This window comes from Streptomyces sp. NPDC091371 (assembly GCF_040684275.1).
GTDB lineage: Bacteria > Actinomycetota > Actinomycetes > Streptomycetales > Streptomycetaceae > Streptomyces.
Window position 1 is genome coordinate 98,548 of the sequence record NZ_JBFBFP010000021.1, and the last position, 20,345, is coordinate 118,892.

A 20,345-nucleotide genomic window follows, 5' to 3' on the forward strand; every position below is an offset into this window, starting at 1 on the left:
ACCTCTTACACGGCTCGGTCCTGCGGCCAAGTGCTTAGAAGGTGCCTGCTCTCAGCGCGTCGTGCCAGGGGCTTCGACCCAGTGCTGGATGTGGTCCCGTCGGCTGGGGGTGGCGGTCGAATCGACCGTGTCGACAGAGAGCCGAGAACACGCGGAGTCATGCCGTCCATGCCATGGGTTGATGGCGAATGCCCAAGTAAAAGGACTCTGGCGCTGCAAATTTCGCACAACCGTTCGGCTCGTGGTCTGGTCGGTGTGATCTTCACGCGTCAGGACCGGGCGGGCGAGGGCAAGCTGTCCTCGCGCTTGGGCCTGGTGACGGACGCGGTCGAGGTGACGGACATGATGGATGTGTACGCGTACCTGGTTCGTGAGCTGTCGGCGGGCGGCAAGGCGGACTACGTGATCGTGGACGAGGCGCAGTTCCTGACGCCGGACCAGATCGACCAACTGGCCCGCATCGTCGACGACCTGGACATGGATGTCTTCGCGTTCGGCATCACCACGGACTTCCGTACGAAGCTCTTCCCGGGCTCGCAGCGCCTGATCGAGCTGGCGGACCGCCTGGAACAGCTCCAGGTGGAAGCCCTGTGCTGGTGCGGCGCCCGCGCCACCCACAACGCCCGTACCGTGGGCGGCGAGATGGTCGTCGAGGGCGCCCAGGTCGTGGTCGGTGACGTGAACCGCCCGGCGGCGGAGATCGGCTACGAGGTCCTGTGCCGCCGCCACCACCGCAAGCGCATGACCTCGGCCGCAGCCCACGCGGGCGCCCTCTCCCCGGACGTCCTCCCGGTCAACCACGCTTGAGAGGGTGAGCCCGAACGCGGCGTGCGCGAGGGAGACGCTGTCGACTTGGGTGAGCCCGCCCGCACCTGGCGGGTACAGGTGCCGGGGAACCAGGGCCGGAGCCGGGCACGGTGACGGGAAGTAGTCTAAAAAAGTATCCCGGTTCGGCCGTCCTGCCAGCCACACTGACCCCATGATCCGTCGCGACTTCGACGAACTGCCGGGCCCTGATCAGCAACCGCGGGCAGTCCAGCCGGGCTACGGCTCGGTCTACCGGACGCCACAGCCCGGATCGGGGCCCGCGCCGGGCAATCCCTACGCGCAACCGCCGGTGCAGGCGGCGGACTTCGTACGCCCGCCCCGCCGCGGCCTGCGGGGCAGGACCGGCGTGGTGGTGGCGGCCCTGGTCGCGGCCCTGCTCGCCCTCGGCGGCGGCTCGTACATCCTCCTGCGCGATGGCTCCGGCGTCGCCGCCGCCCCTGCCGCGTCCGCGTCCGTGGACCAGGGAGACGGTCAGGGTCCCGGCGGCCCCCCGTTCGTCTTCGACCCCAACGCCGGGATTCAGCCGGGCGAGGGCCGGGTCTGGCTGGTGTCGAACCGGACCGAACTGGCCGGCTCTGGTGCCTCGCAGCACGGCCCCTGGCGCGTGGGGGACGCCGTGATCAAGGCGATGTACAAGGAGGTCACCGCCTACACCGCGACCGATGGCAAGGAGAGGTGGAGGCTTCCCCTCGCCACGCCGCTGTGCGGGATCCCGGAGAGTCCCGCCCCGAACGGGAAGATCGTCGTCGGGGTGCGAGAGAAGGACAGTGCGACCTCCCAGTGCACCCACCTCCAGCAGGTCGACCTCGCCACGGGCCAGGCGGGCTGGAAGCTGGAGATACCGAAGGAGAAGGTCTTCGACCAGGCTCTGGAGTTGCGGCTGGCCATCTCAGGGGACACCGTCGCGGTGGCGCGTGCCGCGGTCGTGAGCGGTTTCTCGGTCACCGACGGGCACAAACTCTTCGGTACGCCGAGCAGCGGCTGCGCCCCCGCGACGGTCGGCGGCGCCGCCGCCAGGCTGATGCTCGTACGCGACTGCTTCGGCCAGGACTCGGCCGACCGCCAGTCGGTGATCGAGGAGATCGACCCGGCGACTGGCGCTGCCAAGTGGAGCCACCAGTACGCGAAGGGCTCGAACCTCGGCCAGATCCTGTCCGTGGACCCGCTCGTCGTCAGCACCTACAACACGCAGGAGAAGGTCTGGAACATCACGGCCTTCGCCGCCGACGGCAAGGTCCGCTCGCAGACCAATGCCGCCTTCGGGGTCAGCAAGCGGTGCAACGGCTGGGGCAGCGGCAGCGGCGACCTGCACGACTGCAACGCGGCGGTGGCCGACGCGGACAACCTCTACATCGCGGGCGGCACACCCGACGCCAAGTACCCGCTGGACGTCGACAAGCCCGACGAGGTGATCGCGGTCGACCTCAACACCGGTCAGGTGAAGTGGCGCACGACGGGCCCCGACGGCCGCGTCATGTTCCCGCTGGCCATCGAGGACGGGAAGGTCGTCGTCTACGTCGACACGGACAAGGGCCTGTCCGCGGCGATGGCGGCCATCCCGACGGGCGGAGGCCGGCCCGAGATATTCCTGCAGAGCCCGAAGATCGCCAAGGGGCCCGAATCCGCCTTCTACACCTCCAGCGTCCGGCTGGCCTGGGTCGAGGGACGCGTCTTCCTGCTCAACGGGTCCGTACGCAGCCCGGAGCCGAAGAAGGTGGACCACTCCCTGCTGTCCTTCGGGAAGTAGGTCGCGGGACCCCGGCGGGAAGGGTGGCCGGATCCGCGCCCTCCCCGCCCCCGAAGCGTGACGAGCGGCGGCCACCGCCCTATTGTTGCGCGCCATGTGGCCAGGACAGCAGACGCCCGATGGGGACCAGAGCAGGCAGAACCCGGGGCAGAACCCTTACCGGCAGCCGGTTCCCGGACAGCAGGGCGCCCAGACCGGCCCCTACGGACCTGGCGTATTCGGCCAACCTTGGCAGGGCGCCACGCCCGGTACGCACCAGCAGTACCCGCCCGGCGCGCCGACTCCGCCTCCCGGACCGGCGCCGCGTTCCGCGCCCCGGCGTAAGGCCGTCGTGGCAATGTCGGTGACGGTGGCTGCGGGGGTGGCCGTCGCGGTGACCGCCGCGGTCCTCTTCCGGGACGGCGACAGGGCGGACGGCGCCGGGGGGCCGGCTTCCACTGCACCCGCCTCCGGTTCCCCGTCCGGCTCCGTGTCCTCGGGCGCCCCGGGCACCGTGAAGTCGACGGTCAAGGGCTGGAAGGTCGTGGTGAATCCGGCGCACGGCACCGCCTTCGACGTACCGCCGGACTGGGAGGTCCTGGAGCCGCAGATCTTCAGCGGCTTCTCGGACGACAAGGACCCCGACAAGCCGGTGATCGGGCACACCGCGCCCGCCTTCTTCAAGAAGAAGTGGTGCAGTCTGGATGCCAACGGCGACGGCTACGTCAACGACATCGCGCTCGCGTCCACCGGTACCAAGGGCGCCGACGGCGCAAAGACCACCGACGAGGTCGCCGAGAAGACGGCGACGGCCTGGGCATACTCCGCGTTCGCATCCCCGGACAAGGAGGTCGTCAAGTGGGACAAGCCGGTGGCCTACACAACCAAGGCCGGGGTCAAGGGGAGTTACGTGAAGGCCCGCACCGAGGGCGCCAAGAAGGACCACAAGTGCGCGGGGGACGGCTGGGCGATCGCCTTCGGCTTCAAGAATTCCAAGGGCGACTTCGTCGCCTGGGACTTCTACGGCCGGTCGGGCGTCCAGGGGGCCGTCCGCGACGACCTGGTCATGCGCATCCTCAGCACGGTCCGCCTCTCCGGCGACCCGGTCCCAGACCCCCTCCGCAAAGAGACCTCCCCTTCGTCTCCGTGAGCCTGGAGGCAACCCCGGCGCTGGACCTCTACGCATGTGTGGTGGAGTGCCTGTCGCGGGCACGGCAAGGTCGACACGTGGTCGCGGAGTGCTGGATGCGGTCCCGCCGGCAGGGGATGGCGGACCCGGACATGGTGGATGGTCGAGCAAAGGGACTCTGGCGCTCCAGATCGCCCATAACCGCGATGCGCGGGGTCTTCAGGGCGTGATCTTCACGCGGGACGACCGCGCGGGCGAGGGCAAGCTGTCGTCCCGGCTGGGCCTGGTGACGGAGGCGGTCGAGGCGCCGGAGGGCATGGACCTCTACGCGTACCTCGTCGGCCAGCTCTCCAAGGGCGGCAAGGCGGACTACGTGATCGTGGACGAGGCGCAGTTCCTCGCCCCCGAGCAGATCGACCAGCTGGCCCGCATCGTGGACGACCTGGACATGGACGTCTTCGCATTCGGCATCACCACGGACTTCCGCACCAAGCTCTTCCCCGGCTCGCAGCGCCTGATCGAGCTGGCGGACCGCTTGGAGCAGCTCCAGGTCGAGGCCCTGTGCTGGTGCGGGGCCCGCGCGACGCACAACGCCCGCACGGTGGGCGGCGAAATGGTGGTCGAAGGCGCCCAGGTCGTGGTGGGCGACGTGAACCGCCCGGCGGAGGAGATCGGCTACGAGGTCCTCTGCCGCCGCCACCACCGCAAGCGCATGACGAGCGCCGCAGCCCACGCGAGCGCCCTCTCCCCGGACGTCCTCCCGGTCAACGGCGCCTGACGGTCCCCGGGACGGACCGTGACGTGGGCTACCGGCCCCTGAGCAGGCCGCCGACCGCCGTGATGCCTGCTGTGATGGAGCGTTCGCCGACGTTGCCGAACCCCAGGACCAGCTGTGCCGGCGCTGTCGCACGCGAGGAGCGGCAGGTGCTCATTCCGCAGAGGCCCACGGAGCGGGCGTGGGCGGCGGCGATGACGTCCTGCTCCCGGGCCGATCCGTCGAGATGCGCGATCGCATGGAAGCCGGCCGCCAGGCCGGTCACCCTGACCTCGGGGGCGTGTTCGGCGAGCGCTGCCACCAGGGTGGTGCGCCGTGCCGCGTAGACCGTCCGCATCCGGCGCAGGTGCCGGTCGAAGCGGCCGGACTCGATCATTCGCGCGAGGGCGAGCTGGTCGAGTGTCGGCGACCCGCGGTCGCTCAGCTGCTTGTGCTCGGTGATCTGCTCGGTGAGCGCGGGCGGGCACAGCATCCATCCGATGCGCAGCGCGGGTGCGAGGGATTTGCTGACGGTGCCTATGGAGATCACGTGGTCGGCAGCGAGTCCTTGCAGGGCGCCCACCGGCTCCCGGTCATACCGGAATTCGGCGTCGTAGTCGTCCTCGATGACTACGGCGTCCCGGCACCTGGCCCACTCGATCAGTGAGAGCCGCCGCTCGGGTGCCAGGGCCACACCGGTCGGCCACTGGTGCGCGGGGGTCACGACGACGGCGCGGGCGTCGGTCGCGGCGAGCGCCTGCACGTCGATGCCGCGTTCGTCGACCGGCACCGGGATCGCAGACAGGCCGGCCGAGGCGGCGGCCGAGGCGATCGTGGCCGGTGAGCCCGGGTCCTCGTACGCCACCGTGCGGACACCTGTCCGGGCCAGGGCGTGAAGGGCCAGACCGAGGCCCTGCGCGTAGCCGGAGCAGATCACGATCCGTTCCGGATCCGCGGCGGCGGCGCGCACCCGCCGCAGATATCCGGCCATGACCTCGCGCAGTACGGCGCTGCCGCGCGGGTCACCGTAGTCGAGCGCAGCTGTCGGCATGGCGCGTGCCGCCTCGCGCGTGGCCCACAGCCAGTCGGTGATCGGGAAGCTGCTCAGGTCCGGGACGCCCCATTTGAAGTCGGCCACCAGAGGTGGAGGTGCCGGGAGCGGTGGCGCGGGCGCCAGCGGTACGCCTGCGCCGGCCGCGACCCGGGTCGCGGAGCCGGCGCGTGTCACGAGGTATCCCTCTGCCTGGAGCTGGGCGTAGCAGTCCTGCACCAGCCCGCGCGACAGCCCGAGCGTCCGGGCGAGTTCACGGGAGGACGGCAGCCGTTCGCCGATCTGCAGCCGGCCGGTCCGGATCGCGTCCCGCAGTCGGAGTTCCAGCTGCGACCGCAGTGGCTCGCCGCTGTCCCGGTCAGGGGGCCGGTTCGAGGCCGCCGCTGGTGACGCGGCCCCTGCTGCTGCGTTTCGTCTCGATCATCGGTGCCTCGACGAGCTTCTACCTTCTGCTGTCGGTCGTCCCCCTCTATGCCGAGGCGTCCGGAGGCGGCAGTGCCGCGGGACTGGCCACGGGCGCGCTGATGCTGGCGACGGTCGGAGGCGGGCTGGCCACTCCCCGGTTCGTCGCCCGCTTCGGCTACCGCCTGGTGCTGGTGACAGGGCTGGTTCTCCTCGGTGCGCCCGCGCTCGTGCTGACCGCTTCCGGTAGCACGGTGTGGATCGTGGTGGTCTGTGCCGTGCGCGGTCTGGGCTTCGCGTTCACGGTCGTCGCGGGTGGCGCTTTGACGGCGTCGATGATCCCGCCCGAGCGCCGTGGTGAGGGGCTGGCTCTGGTCGGCATCGTGTCCGGGGTGCCGTCGCTGGTGGCCCTGCCGCTGGGTGTGTGGCTGGTCGCGCACGTGGGGTACGCACCGGTCTGCATCGCCGGAGCCCTGGCCGCTCTGGCCGCGATCGTCTCGGTGCCGGGCCTCCCGGATCGCGAGCTGACCTCGGGAGGGTCGATCGGGGTGCTGGCCGGGTTCCGGACGGCCGCCCTTCTGCGTCCCGCCGTCGTCTTTTCGGCTACCACGCTCGCTGCGGGAATCATCGTCACCTTCCTCCCCCTCGTCGTTCCGGCGGCAGCCACAGGACTCCTCGCCGTGGCCCTGTTCGTCCAGCCCGCGGCATCAACCGCGGCCCGCTGGGTCGCGGGCCGACACGGTGACCGGCACGGACCGGCCGGACTCGTCCTACCCGGCCTGGCCGCCTCGGCCGCAGGAACGCTCCTCATCTCTCTGACGCACAGCCCGGTCGCCGTGGTCGCCGGCGTGGCCCTGTTCGGGGTCGGATTCGGGGTCACCCAGAACGCCACCCTGACGCTGATGTACGCGCGCGTCCCCGCCTCGGGCTACGGCACGGTCAGCGCCCTGTGGAACTTCGCCTACGACGCGGGCATGGGCGTCGGCGCCGTCGGGTTCGGGGTGCTGGCAGACCGGACGGGCTACCCAGTGGCCTTCGCCCTCACTGCCGCGCTGATGCTCACCGCCGTCGCCCCGGCCTGGCGCGACCGCGCGACGACCGGCTCCCGCCGATGACCGACGCGACCACAAACGGCGGAGCCCAAGGATCCACTACCAGCCCCGGCGTGATCACCGCCCGAGTTCAGGAGGCATGATGCAGCACTACATCCGACCCGACGGCGCCCCGCCGGTCAACGGCTACAGCCACGCCGTGACGTTCACCGGGCCCATGGTCGCCGTCTCCCCGGCGTCAGAATTGGCGTGTAGCGCCGACCCCGAGACCCACGTGAGGATCGCATGACCCGCACCACCCCGCCCCGCCCGGTCGACGCCGAGGCATTGTTCCCCGCACTCGCCGACTACCGCCGTACCAGCACCCGCCTCCACCCGCGCCACGGCTCCCCGAAAGCCGACGACAGTTCGGTAGCCGGCCCGTTCCTGTGGCCCGTCGGCGAGCCGTGGCCTGTGTGTACCGCGGTGCACCCCAAAGGCAGCGGGCACCGTCTGTCGGACGTGCGCCTCCAGCGGCGGATTCTCGACGCGGCATGGCACCGCGATCCCAGGTCGGGTCCTACGGGCGCGGAACGCGAGGTCTTGGACACCCTCCAGCCCGGACCGCACGCCCCGCAGATCGGCGACGCGGACCCGATTCCACTGCTCGCCGTCGCACAGCTCTTCGCCCGTGACATCCCCGACCTCACCGGACCGGACGGCTGTGACCTGCTCCAGGTCCTGTGGTGTCCCTTCGAAGTGCACGGTCCCGACCGGACCATCGACGTCGTGCTGAAGTGGCGGTGCTCCCAGGACGTGGACGAAGTCCTTGCCGTGATCCCGGAGCCTGTGGTGGTGGGCAGGGCCGAATGCGTCCTGAACACGTGTGTGCTCCACCCCGAACGCGTGGTGGAGCACGAGTACGAAGGTCTCCTGGATGAGGACCTTCAGGAGGCCATCGAAATGTGGGAAGTGGGAGACGAGGAAGAGGACGATGACGCCTTCGACTCCTCCGCCCCCTCCAGCTTCGACACGTACGAGGAGTACGAGGCTGCCATGGGCGCCGCCCGCGCGGATGAGGATGACGAGGTCACCTACCGGGGCGATCTGTCCATCGCGCCCGGTTGGAAGGTCGGCGGCTTCGCCTCGTGGCACCTCACCGACCCGGCGCACATCGCTTGCGGAGTCTGCGGAGCGCCCATGCCTCCCTTGCTCACCGTGGCCGTCAGTGAATGGGACGGAGCCTCGGAGAGCTGGATCCCGCTGGAGGACCAGGACTTCGTACCGGATAACCGGATCAGTGACCCGACCGGCGTCTACCTCGGCCGCGGCCTCATGCGCGTTCACACCTGCCCCGCCACCCCTACGCATCCGCACCGTCTCAGCTTCCAGTAGACGGACCTTCCCGACGGGTGACGTGTTTCTCAGGGTTTACCCCCGTTTATGGACATCCCTTGAAGATCGGATCACGGGATCCGAGGTGGAGGTGTCGTGGTGGGTGTGGCCCGGTATTCGCAGGAGTTCAAGCGGGACGCGGTCGAGCTGGGACGGTCCAGCGGACGGACCGTCAACTCAGTCGCGAAGGGAGCTTGGGGTCAATATCAAGTCTCTGCGCCAGTCGGTGCGGGGGTGCCGAGGCCACGGTCGGCGGGGGCGGTGACGTAGCGACGCTCGCTCCTCACAAATGGTGGATGCCCAAGCGCAAGGACCCTGGCGCTCCAGATCGCCCACAACCGTGACGACCGGGGGCTCCAGGGCGTGATCTTCACCCGCGACGACCGGGCGGGCGAGGGCAAGTTGTCCTCCCGCCTCGGGCTGGTGACGGAGGCGGTCGAGGCGCCGGAAGGCATGGACCTGTATGCCCACCTGGTCGACCAGCTCTCGAAGGGCGGCAAGGCGGACTACGTGATCGTGGACGACCTCGTGCTGGACGTCTTCGCCTTCGGCATCACCACCGACTTCCGCACGAAGCTCTTCCCGGGCTCGCAGCGCCTGATCGAGCTGGCGGACCGCCTGGAGCAGCTCCAGGTCGAGGTCTTCTGCCGCCGCCACCACCGCAAGCGGATGACGAGCGCCGCGGCCCACGCGGGCGCCCTCTCCCCGGACGTCCTCCCCGTCAACCACGCCTGACCATCCTCTGCGGAAGCGTTGGACGACCTCCTGACGGCCCCTTCACGATCCGCCGCTTGAGGTCGCCCGACGGCCAGGCTGATCATTTGTCATGCGGGGCCTCATGATCGGCGAGGAGGGAGACGGCTGTCGTACGCGGGAGGATCCGGGCGACCGCGGCGAGCAGGGTGTTCGCCCGGCCGGGGACGACGACGGGCCGGCGGCGTCGGCGGAGGCCGGCGAGGGCGCTGGTGACGACGGCCTCGGGGGTCTGGACCAAGGCGGTCGGGGTGTCGGCGTGGAGGCCGGGGCGGGTGGCCGTCGGGCCGGGGCAGAGGGCCATCACATGGACGCCGCGCGGCCTTTGTTCGTACCAGAGCGCCTCGGAGAGGGACGTGACGAACGCTTTGGTCGCGCTGTAGACGGCTTGGCCGGGCTTCGGGGCGGAGGCGAGGGTGGAAGCGACGTTGACCAGGGCAGCTCCGGGGCGGGCGGTGGCGAGGAAGGCGTGGGCGAGGGTGACGACCGCCTCGCAGTTCAGGCGGAGCAGGGGCATCGCCTGGTCGAGTGGGGTGCAGGCGAAGGGGCCGGAGAGGGAGAGGCCGGCATTGTTGATCAGTAGGTCGTAGGGGGTGGCTTTCAATGCGTCCGCGACGGTGCGCACTCCTTCGGGGGTGGTGAGGTCGGCCACGAGGTAGTCGTGTCCGCCTGGGCCGAGTTCGGTCATGAGGGCTTGCAGGCGCTGCTCGGTGCGGGCGACGGCGGTGATGGTTCGACCCTCGGAGGCGAGCGCGCGGGCGAAGGCGCGGCCGATGCCCTCGGTGGCTCCGGTGATCAGGGCGGTCACTTCTCCGCCTTCGGGGCCGTGGCGTAGCGAGACCACCGGAACGAGCGCCGCGGCCCACGCGGGCGCCCTCTCCCCGGACGTCCTCCCGGTCAACCACGCCTGACCGCGTCCGGGACCGGTCGGACCACCGCGAGCAGGTACGCCGCATCGACCCGTACGTCCGGATCCGTGCCCGGGCCGGCGGCCCGGTTCCACTCGGTGAACACCGCCGCGAGGTCGTGGTGCAGCGCCGGCCACGCGCCCTCGGCCTGGAGGCGGGCGCGTTCGGCCTGGACGTGTCCTGCCGTACGGACCCAGAACTCGGCCGCCGCGAGCGGTGAGTCGAACGTGAAGCGGACGCGCTCGGTGGTCGTGGTGACCGCGTGGCCCGGGAACAGGCCGCGCAGGAACGCCTCGTCCCCCCAGCGGGTCGGCGGCTGCGCGCCGGCGGGCGGGGGCGGGAGGTACGCGCCCATGGCGCGGTTGGCGGCGGCCATGAAGCCGTCCGGTGTCCAGGCGGCCGTCACGATCCGCCCGCCCGGGGCGCAGCAGCGGGCGAGGGCGTCGGCGGCCCGGGCCGCGTCGGGGGCGTACATGGCTCCGAAGACGGTCAGGACGCGGTCGTACGTGCCGGTGAGGTGATCGGCGTCCGCGGTCTGGAAGGCGATCGGGAGGTCCGCCTCCCGTGCCCGCCGGGCGGCGATCGCGAGGAGCTGCGGCGTCGGGTCGGCCGCGGTGACGGCCGCGCCGGTGAGGGCTGCGGCGAGCGCGGCGTTGCCGGTGCCGCAGCCCACGTCGAGGACGGTCGTGCCGGGGCCCGGCTCGGCGGCCGCGACGGCCCGCTCGGCGGCCGGGGCGAGCCGGCGGGCCATCGCGGGGTAGTCGCCCGCGGCCCAGGTGGAGGTGGCTGACGAAGTGGTCACGGACCGAGCCTCCTATGCTCGGTCCGCGCGGCGCCGGTACAAGAAATGGACCGGTCGGGGCCGAGCGGAGGGGGCGGGGATGCGGCGGGGGATCGAGTACTGCCCGGTCACGGCGGGGGTCGACGCGGTCGGCGACCGGTGGACGCTGCTCGTACTGCGCGAGCTGCTGCTGGGCTCCGAGCGGTTCAACGACATCCACCGCGGGCTGCCCGGCATCAGCCGCAGCCTGTTGTCGGCGCGCCTGCGCCGGATGCGGGCCCACGGGCTGATCATGCGCGCCCTGGACGCCGACGGCCGCCCCGCGTACCGCCTGACGCCCGCCGGCGCCGCCCTCGAACCGCTCGTCTGGCAGCTCGGCGACTGGGCGCGCCGCTGGTCCTTCGGCGATCCCACGCGCGAACAGCTGGACGGCGGCTGGGTGTTGTGGCGGCTGAGGCAGTTCGTGCGCTCCGGGGCGCTGCCCCGGGTGCGGGTGGTCGTGGAGTTCGCGCTGCGGCTCGAAGGGGTGCCCGACGAGCACGTGTGGCTCGTCCTGTCGCCCGGGGACGATGTCAGCGCCTGCCGCGTGCACCCCGGTTACGAGGTCGACGTGTGGGTGAGCGCCGATCTGGCCGAGCTGCACCGGGTGGTGGCGGGCACCGCCACGCTGGCGGCCGCGCGCCGGTCCGGGCACGTCCGGATCGACGGCGACCCCGAGCTCGTCGCCGCGTTCCCCTCCTGGTTCGCCTGGCGCGCTCCCGCCGGGGATCTTGACACCTCGTTGACGGACCCCGACTCCTGAACACCGCGTGGAGGAGGGAGAATCCCGCCATGGGATCCGCTGTCTACTTCTTCATACCGATGGCTGTCGTGGCACTGCTCCTGGCGGTCGCGGGTACCGCCGCGCTCACCTCGGGATGGCTGCTGCCCCGGCAGCGCAAACACATCGTCCGGACGCGGCTGTTCGGCTGGGCGCAGCTGCTGATCGCGGCCGCGCTGGGCGTCCAGTCGGCCGGTCTGCTGCCGGCCGGTTCCTCGTACCAGAGCCTCTTCATCATGCCGGGCGCGGTGGGGCTGCTCTTCGGCCTGGTCCTGATCACCCGCGCCCAGCGGCCGTCGCCGTCCGGCAGGCCCGGCTGACCGGCCCGGCCGGCGGGCGCGGTCAGCCGGGTCGGCCCTTCGTCACGGGCCGCCGAGGATGCGGGCCTTCTCCGCCGCGAACTCGGCCTCCGAAAGGATGCCCTGCGCCTTCAGTTCCGCCAATTGGGTGAGCTGGGTGATCCGGTCGCTCGCGGCCGGCGCCGCGGGCGCCGCCTGGGGCGGGGGAGGGGCCGCCGCCTGGGCGGCGGCCTGGTCCACCAGTTGCTGCTGCTGGGCCTCGGCGGCCAATTCCTTCTGCTCCGCGCGCTCCGCGGCCTTGCGCTGCACCCGGCCCGACACGGCGGTGGCCGTGCCCGCCACGACGGCCGTGCGCGCCATCGTGCCCAGCAGCCCCGGCCGTCCCATCCTCCGACCCAACACCACGGCTCAACCCTCCTGGTTCAGGGCTTCGATCGCCCGTACGACGTCGCTCCGCGGGATCCGCTCCATGAAGACGAGCTGCCCGCCGGACTCCCGCATCGCCGTGGTCAGCCGCGACGCCCAGGCGTTCTCCCACGCCAAGATCAGCGCCGACGAGTTCGCCGGCAGGCCTTCGGCGACGATGCCGAGGTCCTCGTCGCTGAGCAGGTCGAAGGCCTCCCCGGTGACCCGGCGGAACGCCTCGTCCACCGCGGCGTCGTCGAGCTCCACCACGGTGACGGAGCCGTCCGGTCCCTTGCTCACGAACGTCAGGTCGAGGATCCGCACGACCCCGCTCTCCTGCAGTTCGCGCAGGGCCGGGGCGACGTCGCCGTTGAACTGGTTGCCTTCGAAGGCGACCACGGCGACATCCACCGGGCCGACCGTGTCGGGCACAAGGCCAGTGGACATGAGTGAGCCGCCTTCCCGAGATGACGAAACGGACAAATATCATTCTATTGATCATTTCCCAGCCCGCATCGTGACGGCGTAAGCCTTTCGTCATGAGGGAGGGCATGGCGTGCGCCGGGTGCGCCGCGTTGAATGCGAAGTACGCAGACCAGCGAGGAAGAGGCACACGTGATGGCAGGTACGGGGCGGCGGCGCGGCCCGGTCGTGGTGGCCGCGGCAATCGTGGCGGTGGTGGTGCTGGGAGCCGGGCTGTACTGGTTCCAGCCGTGGAAGCTCTGGCAGGACGACACCGTCCACGAGGCGCTGCCGTCCGCCCCGGCGGCCCCCGCGGCCTCGGCCGCCGCCGGGACGCCCCGCACGGCACCCTCCGGCGCGGCCGCCGGGCCGCTGACCATCGCGCAGGGCAGTCTGATCAGCCACGAGCACACGACCACCGGCACGGTGAAGCTCGTCCGGCTCGCCGACGGCTCCCACACCCTGCGCCTGGAGAACCTGGACACCAGCAACGGCCCGGACCTGCGCGTCTGGCTCACCGACGCACCCGTCAAGGAGGGTGTGGCCGGCTGGCGCGTCTTCGACGACGGCAAGTACGTCAGCCTCGGCAAGCTCAAGGGCAACAAGGGCGACCAGAACTACGAGATCCCGGCCGGCGTGAACCCCGGCGACTACGGCAGCGTCACCATCTGGTGCGACCGCTTCGACGTCTCCTTCGGCGCGGCGGCCCTCGGCAAGGTGTGAGCGGACGTACCGAGGGGCTCGTGGTGCGGGTCAGTCCCCGCGCCGCGAGGCCACGACGGTGAACACCGCGCCCTCCGGATCCGCGACCGTGGCCACCCGCCCCTTGATGCCCTCGCGGGGCGGTTCGACGACGCGCCCGCCGAGCTCCACGACCCGGGCGGCGGCCGCATCGGTGTCCTCGACCTCGAAGTAGGCCATCCAGTGCGGGCCCCGGTCGTGCGGCAGCGAGCGGCCGACCCCGTGCACGGCGGCCACCGGGCGCCCGCCCAGCTGGAGGGTGAGGTAGTCGAAGTCGTCGGGGCCCGTGGCGTGGGTCTGCACCTCGTGGCCGAAGACGTGCTCGTAGAACTTGCCGACCGTCGAGGTGTCCTGGGTGATCAGCTCGTTCCACACCGGGGTGCCGGGCGGGCCGGGCCGCTGGGTGCCCATGTGGCTCCGCGCCTGCCACAGCCCGAAGATCGCGCCCAGCGGGTCGGAGCAGATCGCCACCCGCCCGGCATCGCCGCCGTCCAGCGGGCCCACCGCCACCGTGCCGCCGCACGAGCGGACCGCCTCGGCGCTCGCGTCGGCGTCGTCGGTGGCGAGGTACGTGGTCCAGGCCACCGGAAGATGCCGGTCCGGCGGCATCTCGCCGATCCCGGCCACCTCCTGGCCGTTCAGTACGGCCCGGACGTACGGGCCCAGTTGCTCGGGGCCGGGCACGTACTCCCAGCCGAACAGGTCGGCGTAGAAGTCCTCGGTCGTCCCGAGGCCGTGCACCATGAGGCTCACCCAGCACGGGGTGCCGGGGGTGTGCCGGGTCGCTGCCGCTGCCTCGGTCATGTCAGCCGTCTCCTCCGTCGAGTCGCCGATCCGGTGCTGATGCTTCCACTCCGAAGGGCCCGGCGCGCCCCGACCGGGCCGCTTGGAGGGGCTCGGGGACAGAGATGACCGGATCGGTGCGCCCGGCTGGTGACGGGCGTGTTACGCGGGCGCCGGACGGGGAGGAAGATGGCCCGCATGACTGCGAATTCTGCGATCCTCTCCGCCGCCGACCTGAAGTCCGAGCTGGCCGGCTCCCGGCCGCCGGTGCTGCTGGACATCCGCTGGCAGCTGGGCGGCCCCGACCAGCGGCCCGCCTACGAGGCCGGGCACCTGCCGGGCGCCGTGTACGTCGACCTCGACCGCGAACTGGCAGGTCCGCCCGGGGCCGGCGGCCGCCACCCGCTCCCCGACCCGGAGGCCTTCGGCGCGGTGATGCGGCGGGCCGGCGTCACCTCCGACGGGCCCGTGGTCGTGTACGACGGCGGCCAGGGCTGGGCGGCCGCCCGCGCGTGGTGGCTGCTCCGCTGGACGGGTCACCCGAACGTGCGGGTCCTGGACGGGGGCCTGGCGGCGTGGACGGCGGACGGGGGCGCGGTATCGGCCGACGAGGTGACTCCTGTCGAGGGCGATTTCAAGCCAACTGTGGGCGCGGTCGGGCTGCTGGACGCGGACGGCGCGGCCGCGCGGGCGCGGGCGGGGCTGCTGCTGGACGCCCGGGCGGGGGAGCGGTACCGCGGCGAGGTCGAGCCGATCGACCCGGTCGGCGGCCACATCCCGGGCGCCGTGTCGGCCCCGACCAGTGAGAACGTGACCGAGGACGGCCGCTTCCGCCCGGCGGACGCCCTGCGCGCCCGCTTCGAGGGGCTCGGCGCCTCGGAGGGCACCGCGGTCGGCGTGTACTGCGGCTCGGGGGTCTCCGGAGCGCACGAGGTCCTCGCCCTGGCGGTGGCCGGCATCGAGGCCGACCTGTACGCGGGCAGCTGGTCGGAGTGGTCCTCGGACCCGGCCCGCCCGGTGGCCACCGGGCCGGACCCGCAGTAGCACCGGCCCGTCGGCGGCCCCGGCTGCTCCCCCGCACAGCAGTCGGACCGCCGGCCGGGTTGCCCCGGCGGCGGCGGTCCGACTGCCATGGCGCTCCCGCGCTACTCCTGCTTCTTGCGCCGCGTGCCGAAGACGATCTCGTCCCAGCTGGGCACCGCCGCGCGGCGGCCCGGCCGGACCCCGTCGGCCTCGGCCTGGCGGTCGGTGGTGCCGGTCAGGCGGTCGCGGTGGCCCGCCACCGTGCGGGGCATGAGCACATCGGCGTACGCGGCTCCCGCGCCCGCCGAGGCGGCCGGGGCCGGGGGCTCCTCCACCTCCGGTTCGGTGGCCGGTGCATCGGTGCGCTCCGGGACCACCAGGTCGCCGCGGAAGCTCGGGACGGCCTCCAGCAGGCTGGTCAGCGTGTCGCGCTCCTCCTCCGGTTCCGGCGGGGGCGGCGCGGGCCGCTCCAGCTGCCGGTCGAGGGCGCGGTCCAGCGGGCGGTCGCGCGGCAGCCGCGCGATCCTCGGCACGAACGGGAAGCTCGGCTCCGGCGCCGCCGGCAGGTCCTCCGCCTCGCCGATCAGGGAGCGGGCCTCGTCGTCCACGGCCACGACCAGCCGGCGCGGCGGATCGTAGGTCCAGCTCGCCGAGTGCGGCTCACCAGCGACCCGGTAGACGAGGAGGACCTCCCAGGTGCCGTCGTCGCGGCGCCACGAGTCCCACTGGACGGATTCCTTCTCGGCCCCGCGCAGGGTCAGCCGCTCCTGCACGGCCTCGCCGAGCTGCGGCCCGGTGTTCTCGCCGGGGCGGCGCACCGGGGTCTTGCGCGCCCGCTCGGCCATGAACGCGCGCTCGGCGAGCACGGGGCCCTCGAAGCGGCGTACGCGGTCGACGGGGATGCCGGCGAGTTGAGCGACCTCCTCCGCGGAGGCACCGGCCCGTATGCGGGCCTGGATGTCGCGGGGGCGGAGGTGGCTCTCGACCTCGATCTCGATCTGGTTCAGGCGCGCGCGGTCGTTGCGCACGGCAGCCCGAAGCCGCTCATCGATCGGAAGCGTGTACTCCGTGCTGTCCGCAGCCTTGAGCACCAGTCGTGTGCCGTCATTGGAGACGGCCACGACACGCAGTTCGGGCATGGGGACCTCCCGGGTGGTGCCTGCCGACGTCACGTGCGTCGCTGCTTCCGCTAGTCGAGTGTGGCCTGCCCGGGTGCAGCCTGCCACAACCTTGCCGAGTTAAACCGGCGTGTCGGGCATGCGCCCTTGATCGCCGTTATGGCACGGTTACCTGTTGGGCACGCACAGTGACCGAGTGATTACTGTGCGCAGCAGGAGCCCGTGCGATACCGCGGCATCACCGGTCTTCGAGTGCCGTTTTCCATCAGCCGGCCCCCTCTCCCGAGTCCGGACATCCGAAAGGAAGGACGGCCCCAGGGCTCGCCACAGTACTCCATTCGGGCCACCTGGGTGGACCGCCGCGCCGCCGAAGTTCTCCCGGACGGCGGGAGTTGGCCTGCCCTCCGTCGGGTCCGACCTGCATCCGTGTCCGATTCGGGGTGTCTTGCTTCACACAATCCGCAGAAACGGAACTTTCCGTTTCGCTCGGCAGTCAGTAACCGCTGAGGGATTCGGACACGCGAGGGGCAGGACGCGCAGGGGATGGCGATGGGTCAGAAGGCTACGCACGACGTCGAACCGGAGAACCCGGAGAACCCGGAGAACCGGGGGAAGCCGGAGAAGAAGAAGCTGGACCTGAGCGCGACTCAGGTGGCCGGCAGCTCCCTCGCCACCGTCGCGGCCGCCCTGCTGGCCTCCAAGATGGGCGTCTACGGAACGATCCTCGGCGCGGGAGTGGTCAGCGTGGTCGCCACCGCCGGCGGACCCGTCATCCAGCACCTCTTCCGGCGCACCGGAGACCAGCTGCGCGAGAGCGCCCGCCCCAAGTCCCGGCAGGTGCCGGTGCCCGCACCCTCCGAAGAGTTCGGCGAGGCGACCGTGCACGGCACCCGGGTACGGGGCTGGAAGCGCACGGCGGTGGCCGCGGGCGCCGCCTTCGCCATCTCCCTGGGCGCCCTGGGGACGTACGAGGCCGTCGCCGGAACCTCCGTCAGCAGCGACGGCGCCACCATCTTCTCCGGCGGCACCCACAAGGTGAACCAGGAGCGCCCCGCCCCCTCCGGGAACGAACCGGGCACCGGGGGCGAGCGCGGCGGCAAGGGCGAGAAGGGCGGGCAGACCCCGGGGACCGGGACCAACCCGGACTCCCCGGACCCGACCGGTGGCGGCCGGACCCCGAGCCCCGCACCGAGCACCTCGGACTCCGGGGACCCGACCACCGGCCCCTCCCCGTCGAAGCAGACCCCGACGCCCACGCCCACGCCCACCCCGACACCGGCCCCGAGCGGGGACGCGTCGCAGCCGGCGGGGCAGGGGCAGGGGCAGTAGCGGCGGGAGCCCTCAGTCCCCCAGGACCCGCCGCAGGTAGTCGTTGCCGAACACCCGGTCCGGGTCGAGGCGGTCCCGCAGCGCGGTGAACTCGCCGAACCGCGGGTAGGCCTCCGCGAAGTACGCCGCGTCGCGGGTGTGCACCTTGCCCCAGTGCGGACGGCCGCCGTGCGCCGTGAAGATGCGCTCGGCCGCCGTGAAGTAGGCCTGGTACGGGGTGCCCTTGTACATGTGCACCGCGATGTACGCCGAGTCGCGCCCCGAGGCCGTCGACAGCGTGATGTCGTCCGCCGGGGCCGTCCGCACCTCCACCGGGAAACTGATCCGCAGGCGCGAGCGGTCGACCATGGCGCGCAGCTCCCGCAGGGTCTCGACGAGCTGCTCGCGCGGGACCGCGTACTCCATCTCCACGAAGCGCACCCGGCGCGGGCTGGTGAACACCTTGTACGGGATGTCGGTGTAGGTGCGCGCCGACAGGGCGCGGCTGGCGACGCGGGCGATGGAGGGGATGGTGGCCGGGACCGCGCGGCCCAGGGAGTTGACGGCCTGGAAGAGGCCGTTCGACAGCAGCTCGTCCTCGATCCAGGCGCTGACCGGTCCGGGCGGGGCGGCGGGGCCCTGGCTGCGGTTGTTGCGCTTGGTGTTGCAGTTTCCGGTGTGCGGGAACCAGTAGAACTCGAAGTGCTCGTTCTCCGCGACGTGCTGGTCGAACTCGGCCGTCACCCGGTCGAAGCCCATGGGCTCCTCACGGGCGGTCAGGAAGAAGATCGGCTCCACGGCGAAGGTGATCGCGGTGACGATGCCGAGCGCCCCGATGCCGAGCCGGGCCGCCGCGAAGACCTCCGGATTCTCCTTCTCCGAGCAGGTGAGGATCTCGCCGGCCGCCGTCACCAGCTCCAGGCCGCGGATCTGGGCGGAGATGGAGCCCGAGTCGCGGCCGGTGCCGTGCGTGCCCGTGCTCGTGGCGCCGGAGACCGTCTGCTCCATGATGTCGCCCATGTTGGTCAGGGAGAGGCCCTCCCCGGCCAGGGCCGCGTTCAGGTCCTTGAGGACCGTGCCCGCCGCCACCGTCACCGTGCCCGCGGCCCGGTCGATCTCCCGGATCCCGGCGAGCGCCTGGGGCCGTACGAGCACCCCGTCGGTCGCGGCGGCCGCGGTGAAGGAGTGGCCGGTGCCGACCGCCTTCACCCGCAGACCGTCCTGCGCGGCCCTGCGGACCGCCTCCTGGAGCTCCCCGACCGAAGCCGGGGTCACGGTGCGGGCGGGCGTGGCCGTGACGTTCCCCGCCCAGTTACGCCAGGCGGCCGGTCCGTTCTTCCCTGCTGTCCCCGCTGTCTCCGTCGCCATCGTTGGAAGGCTCCTCCCCTTGCGCCGGCCTCGTCAGCCGGCGGTATCCCGCGAACGCAACCGCCGCCGCGGCCACCCCCGCCGAGATGGAGACGACGTACCCGCTGCGCGCCCCGGCGGCGTCGATGACCAGACCGGTCACGGCCGAACCGGCGGCGACGCCGACCGCGAGGCCGGTGCTGATCCAGGTCATGCCCTCGGTCAGCTTCGCGCGTGGTACGTGCGCCTCGATCAGGGCCATCGTGGTGATCATCGTGGGAGCGATGGCGAGGCCCGAGACGAAGAGCGCCACGGCCAGAAACGGAAGGTTCCCGGCCAGTAGGAGGGGGATCATACTCACGGCCATCGCACAGATGCCCAGTACCCAGCGGCGTTCGGTCCGGCCCTTGAGGTGCAGCAGCCCGAAGACGATTCCGGCGATACAGGAACCGAACGCCCAGATGGCCAGGATGAAACTGGCGGCGGACTTGTGGCCCTGCTCGTCGGCGAAGGCCAGCGTGGCCACGTCGATCGAGCCGAAGATCGCGCCGGTCGCCACGAAGGTGGCCGTGAGCACCTGGAGGCCGGGGGAGCGCAGGGCCGAGGCGGAGTCCCCGTGCTCGTCTCGGGGGTGCGGCGCGGGCTCGGTGGAGCGCTGCGCGGTCAGCAGCCAGACGCCGACCATCAGGCAGACGGCGGCGATGAGCGGGCCGGCCTCCGGGAACCAGGTGGTGGACAGGCCGATGGCGATGATCGGGCCGAAGATGAAGCAGACCTCGTCCACCACGGACTCGAAGGAGTACGCGGTGTGCAGCTCGCGCGGCGAGTCCCGGTAGATCACGGTCCAGCGGGCGCGGACCATCGAACCCACGCTCGGCACGCACCCCGCGATCGCGGCGAAGACGAAGAGGGTCCAGTCCGGCAGCCCGTTCGCGGCGGCCACCAGCAGTCCGCTCACGGCCGCCACCGAGATCACGGTGGCGGGCCGCAGGACCCGGCGCTGCCCGTACTGGTCCACCAGGCGGGAGACCTGCGGGCCGATCACCGCGGCGGCGAGCGCCAGGGTGCCGGTGAGGGCGCTGGCCATGGCGTAGCGGCCGGTGAGCTCGGAGATCATCGTGAGGATGCCGACGCCGACCATGGATATCGGCAGCCGGCCTATCAGGCCGGCCGCGCTGAATCCTTTGGTGCCGGGGGCCGCGAAGATCGCGTGGTAGGGACTGGGCAAGGGCCCTCCGTAAGGGACGTCATTCGCCCATACAGGTTACGACCGCCGACCGG

Annotated in this window: 21 protein-coding genes; 12 read left to right on the forward strand and 9 right to left on the reverse strand. The window is 71.9% G+C overall.

All coding sequences use genetic code 11. The features are described 5' to 3' along the window. Window positions 1–159: 159 nt before the first annotated feature. The 4 genes from AB0O21_RS22975 (at window position 160) to AB0O21_RS22990 (ending at window position 4,461) form a co-directional block, all read left to right on the forward strand. On the forward strand, window positions 160–807 hold the full coding sequence (locus tag AB0O21_RS22975) for a thymidine kinase (RefSeq protein ID WP_365173198.1): 648 nt from the start codon (window positions 160–162) through the stop codon (window positions 805–807). Between the two features lie 172 nt (window positions 808–979). Then, window positions 980–2,575, forward strand: coding sequence for a PQQ-binding-like beta-propeller repeat protein (locus AB0O21_RS22980; RefSeq protein WP_365173200.1), 1,596 nt, complete (start codon window positions 980–982; stop codon window positions 2,573–2,575). 337 nt (window positions 2,576–2,912) lie between these two features. Then, on the forward strand, window positions 2,913–3,704 hold the full coding sequence (locus tag AB0O21_RS22985; RefSeq protein ID WP_365173202.1) for a hypothetical protein: 792 nt from the start codon (window positions 2,913–2,915) through the stop codon (window positions 3,702–3,704). Window positions 3,705–3,795: 91 nt separating this feature from the next. Then, window positions 3,796–4,461 carry a thymidine kinase gene (locus tag AB0O21_RS22990; RefSeq protein WP_365173278.1) on the forward strand — a complete coding sequence of 222 codons (666 nt, stop codon included), beginning with the start codon at window positions 3,796–3,798 and terminating at the stop codon, window positions 4,459–4,461. A 28-nt stretch (window positions 4,462–4,489) separates the two neighbouring features. Here AB0O21_RS22990 and AB0O21_RS22995 read toward each other — a convergent pair whose 3' ends face one another. Then, a complete protein-coding gene (locus AB0O21_RS22995) occupies window positions 4,490–5,827 on the reverse strand; it encodes a PLP-dependent aminotransferase family protein (protein ID WP_365173280.1) in 1,338 nt (445 codons plus the stop codon). A 47-nt stretch (window positions 5,828–5,874) separates the two neighbouring features. Between AB0O21_RS22995 and AB0O21_RS23000 the strand changes: the two genes are divergently transcribed. From AB0O21_RS23000 to AB0O21_RS23010, 3 genes are all read left to right on the forward strand, one after another. After that, complete coding sequence (locus AB0O21_RS23000) at window positions 5,875–7,005, forward strand: MFS transporter (protein WP_365173204.1); 1,131 nt, start codon at window positions 5,875–5,877, stop codon at window positions 7,003–7,005. Window positions 7,006–7,227: 222 nt separating this feature from the next. Beyond that, complete coding sequence (locus tag AB0O21_RS23005) at window positions 7,228–8,316, forward strand: hypothetical protein (protein ID WP_365173206.1); 1,089 nt, start codon at window positions 7,228–7,230, stop codon at window positions 8,314–8,316. Between the two features lie 315 nt (window positions 8,317–8,631). Continuing rightward, a complete protein-coding gene (locus AB0O21_RS23010; protein WP_365173283.1) occupies window positions 8,632–9,051 on the forward strand; it encodes a hypothetical protein in 420 nt (139 codons plus the stop codon). An 82-nt stretch (window positions 9,052–9,133) separates the two neighbouring features. On the opposite strand, the gene AB0O21_RS23015 is transcribed toward AB0O21_RS23010, so the two are convergent. Continuing rightward, window positions 9,134–9,877, reverse strand: a complete 744-nt coding sequence (locus AB0O21_RS23015; RefSeq protein ID WP_365173208.1) for an SDR family NAD(P)-dependent oxidoreductase — start codon at window positions 9,875–9,877, stop codon at window positions 9,134–9,136. Window positions 9,878–9,966: 89 nt separating this feature from the next. Then, window positions 9,967–10,779: a methyltransferase domain-containing protein gene (locus AB0O21_RS23020; protein WP_365173210.1), complete on the reverse strand. Its 813-nt coding sequence runs from the start codon at window positions 10,777–10,779 to the stop codon at window positions 9,967–9,969. A gap of 79 nt (window positions 10,780–10,858) precedes the next feature. On the opposite strand from AB0O21_RS23020, the gene AB0O21_RS23025 reads away from it, so the two are divergent. Beyond that, window positions 10,859–11,560 (forward strand): winged helix-turn-helix transcriptional regulator, encoded by a 702-nt coding sequence (locus tag AB0O21_RS23025; RefSeq protein WP_365173213.1) that lies wholly within the window; start codon window positions 10,859–10,861, stop codon window positions 11,558–11,560. 29 nt (window positions 11,561–11,589) lie between these two features. Continuing rightward, on the forward strand, window positions 11,590–11,898 hold the full coding sequence (locus tag AB0O21_RS23030) for a hypothetical protein (protein WP_365173215.1): 309 nt from the start codon (window positions 11,590–11,592) through the stop codon (window positions 11,896–11,898). Between the two features lie 42 nt (window positions 11,899–11,940). Here AB0O21_RS23030 and AB0O21_RS23035 read toward each other — a convergent pair whose 3' ends face one another. Beyond that, complete coding sequence (locus AB0O21_RS23035) at window positions 11,941–12,264, reverse strand: SHOCT domain-containing protein (RefSeq protein WP_365173217.1); 324 nt, start codon at window positions 12,262–12,264, stop codon at window positions 11,941–11,943. A 21-nt stretch (window positions 12,265–12,285) separates the two neighbouring features. Beyond that, window positions 12,286–12,729, reverse strand: a complete 444-nt coding sequence (locus AB0O21_RS23040) for a DUF6325 family protein (protein WP_365173219.1) — start codon at window positions 12,727–12,729, stop codon at window positions 12,286–12,288. Between the two features lie 171 nt (window positions 12,730–12,900). On the opposite strand from AB0O21_RS23040, the gene AB0O21_RS23045 reads away from it, so the two are divergent. Next, window positions 12,901–13,467: a DM13 domain-containing protein gene (locus AB0O21_RS23045; protein ID WP_365173285.1), complete on the forward strand. Its 567-nt coding sequence runs from the start codon at window positions 12,901–12,903 to the stop codon at window positions 13,465–13,467. 30 nt (window positions 13,468–13,497) lie between these two features. Here AB0O21_RS23045 and AB0O21_RS23050 read toward each other — a convergent pair whose 3' ends face one another. After that, window positions 13,498–14,289, reverse strand: coding sequence for a VOC family protein (locus tag AB0O21_RS23050; protein WP_365173221.1), 792 nt, complete (start codon window positions 14,287–14,289; stop codon window positions 13,498–13,500). A gap of 177 nt (window positions 14,290–14,466) precedes the next feature. Between AB0O21_RS23050 and AB0O21_RS23055 the strand changes: the two genes are divergently transcribed. Further along, window positions 14,467–15,312: a sulfurtransferase gene (locus AB0O21_RS23055; protein WP_365173223.1), complete on the forward strand. Its 846-nt coding sequence runs from the start codon at window positions 14,467–14,469 to the stop codon at window positions 15,310–15,312. 101 nt (window positions 15,313–15,413) lie between these two features. Here the strand turns inward: AB0O21_RS23055 and sepH are convergent, their stop codons facing one another. Further along, window positions 15,414–16,430, reverse strand: a complete 1,017-nt coding sequence (gene sepH / locus AB0O21_RS23060; protein WP_365173225.1) for a septation protein SepH — start codon at window positions 16,428–16,430, stop codon at window positions 15,414–15,416. A 528-nt stretch (window positions 16,431–16,958) separates the two neighbouring features. On the opposite strand from sepH, the gene AB0O21_RS23065 reads away from it, so the two are divergent. Then, on the forward strand, window positions 16,959–17,738 hold the full coding sequence (locus AB0O21_RS23065) for a hypothetical protein (RefSeq protein ID WP_365173228.1): 780 nt from the start codon (window positions 16,959–16,961) through the stop codon (window positions 17,736–17,738). 12 nt (window positions 17,739–17,750) lie between these two features. Here the strand turns inward: AB0O21_RS23065 and AB0O21_RS23070 are convergent, their stop codons facing one another. Then, window positions 17,751–19,085 (reverse strand): D-arabinono-1,4-lactone oxidase, encoded by a 1,335-nt coding sequence (locus tag AB0O21_RS23070; RefSeq protein ID WP_365173230.1) that lies wholly within the window; start codon window positions 19,083–19,085, stop codon window positions 17,751–17,753. Continuing rightward, complete coding sequence (locus tag AB0O21_RS23075; RefSeq protein ID WP_365173232.1) at window positions 19,030–20,292, reverse strand: MFS transporter; 1,263 nt, start codon at window positions 20,290–20,292, stop codon at window positions 19,030–19,032. Before AB0O21_RS23075 ends, AB0O21_RS23070 begins: the two co-directional genes overlap by 56 nt. Window positions 20,293–20,345: the final 53 nt, after the last annotated feature.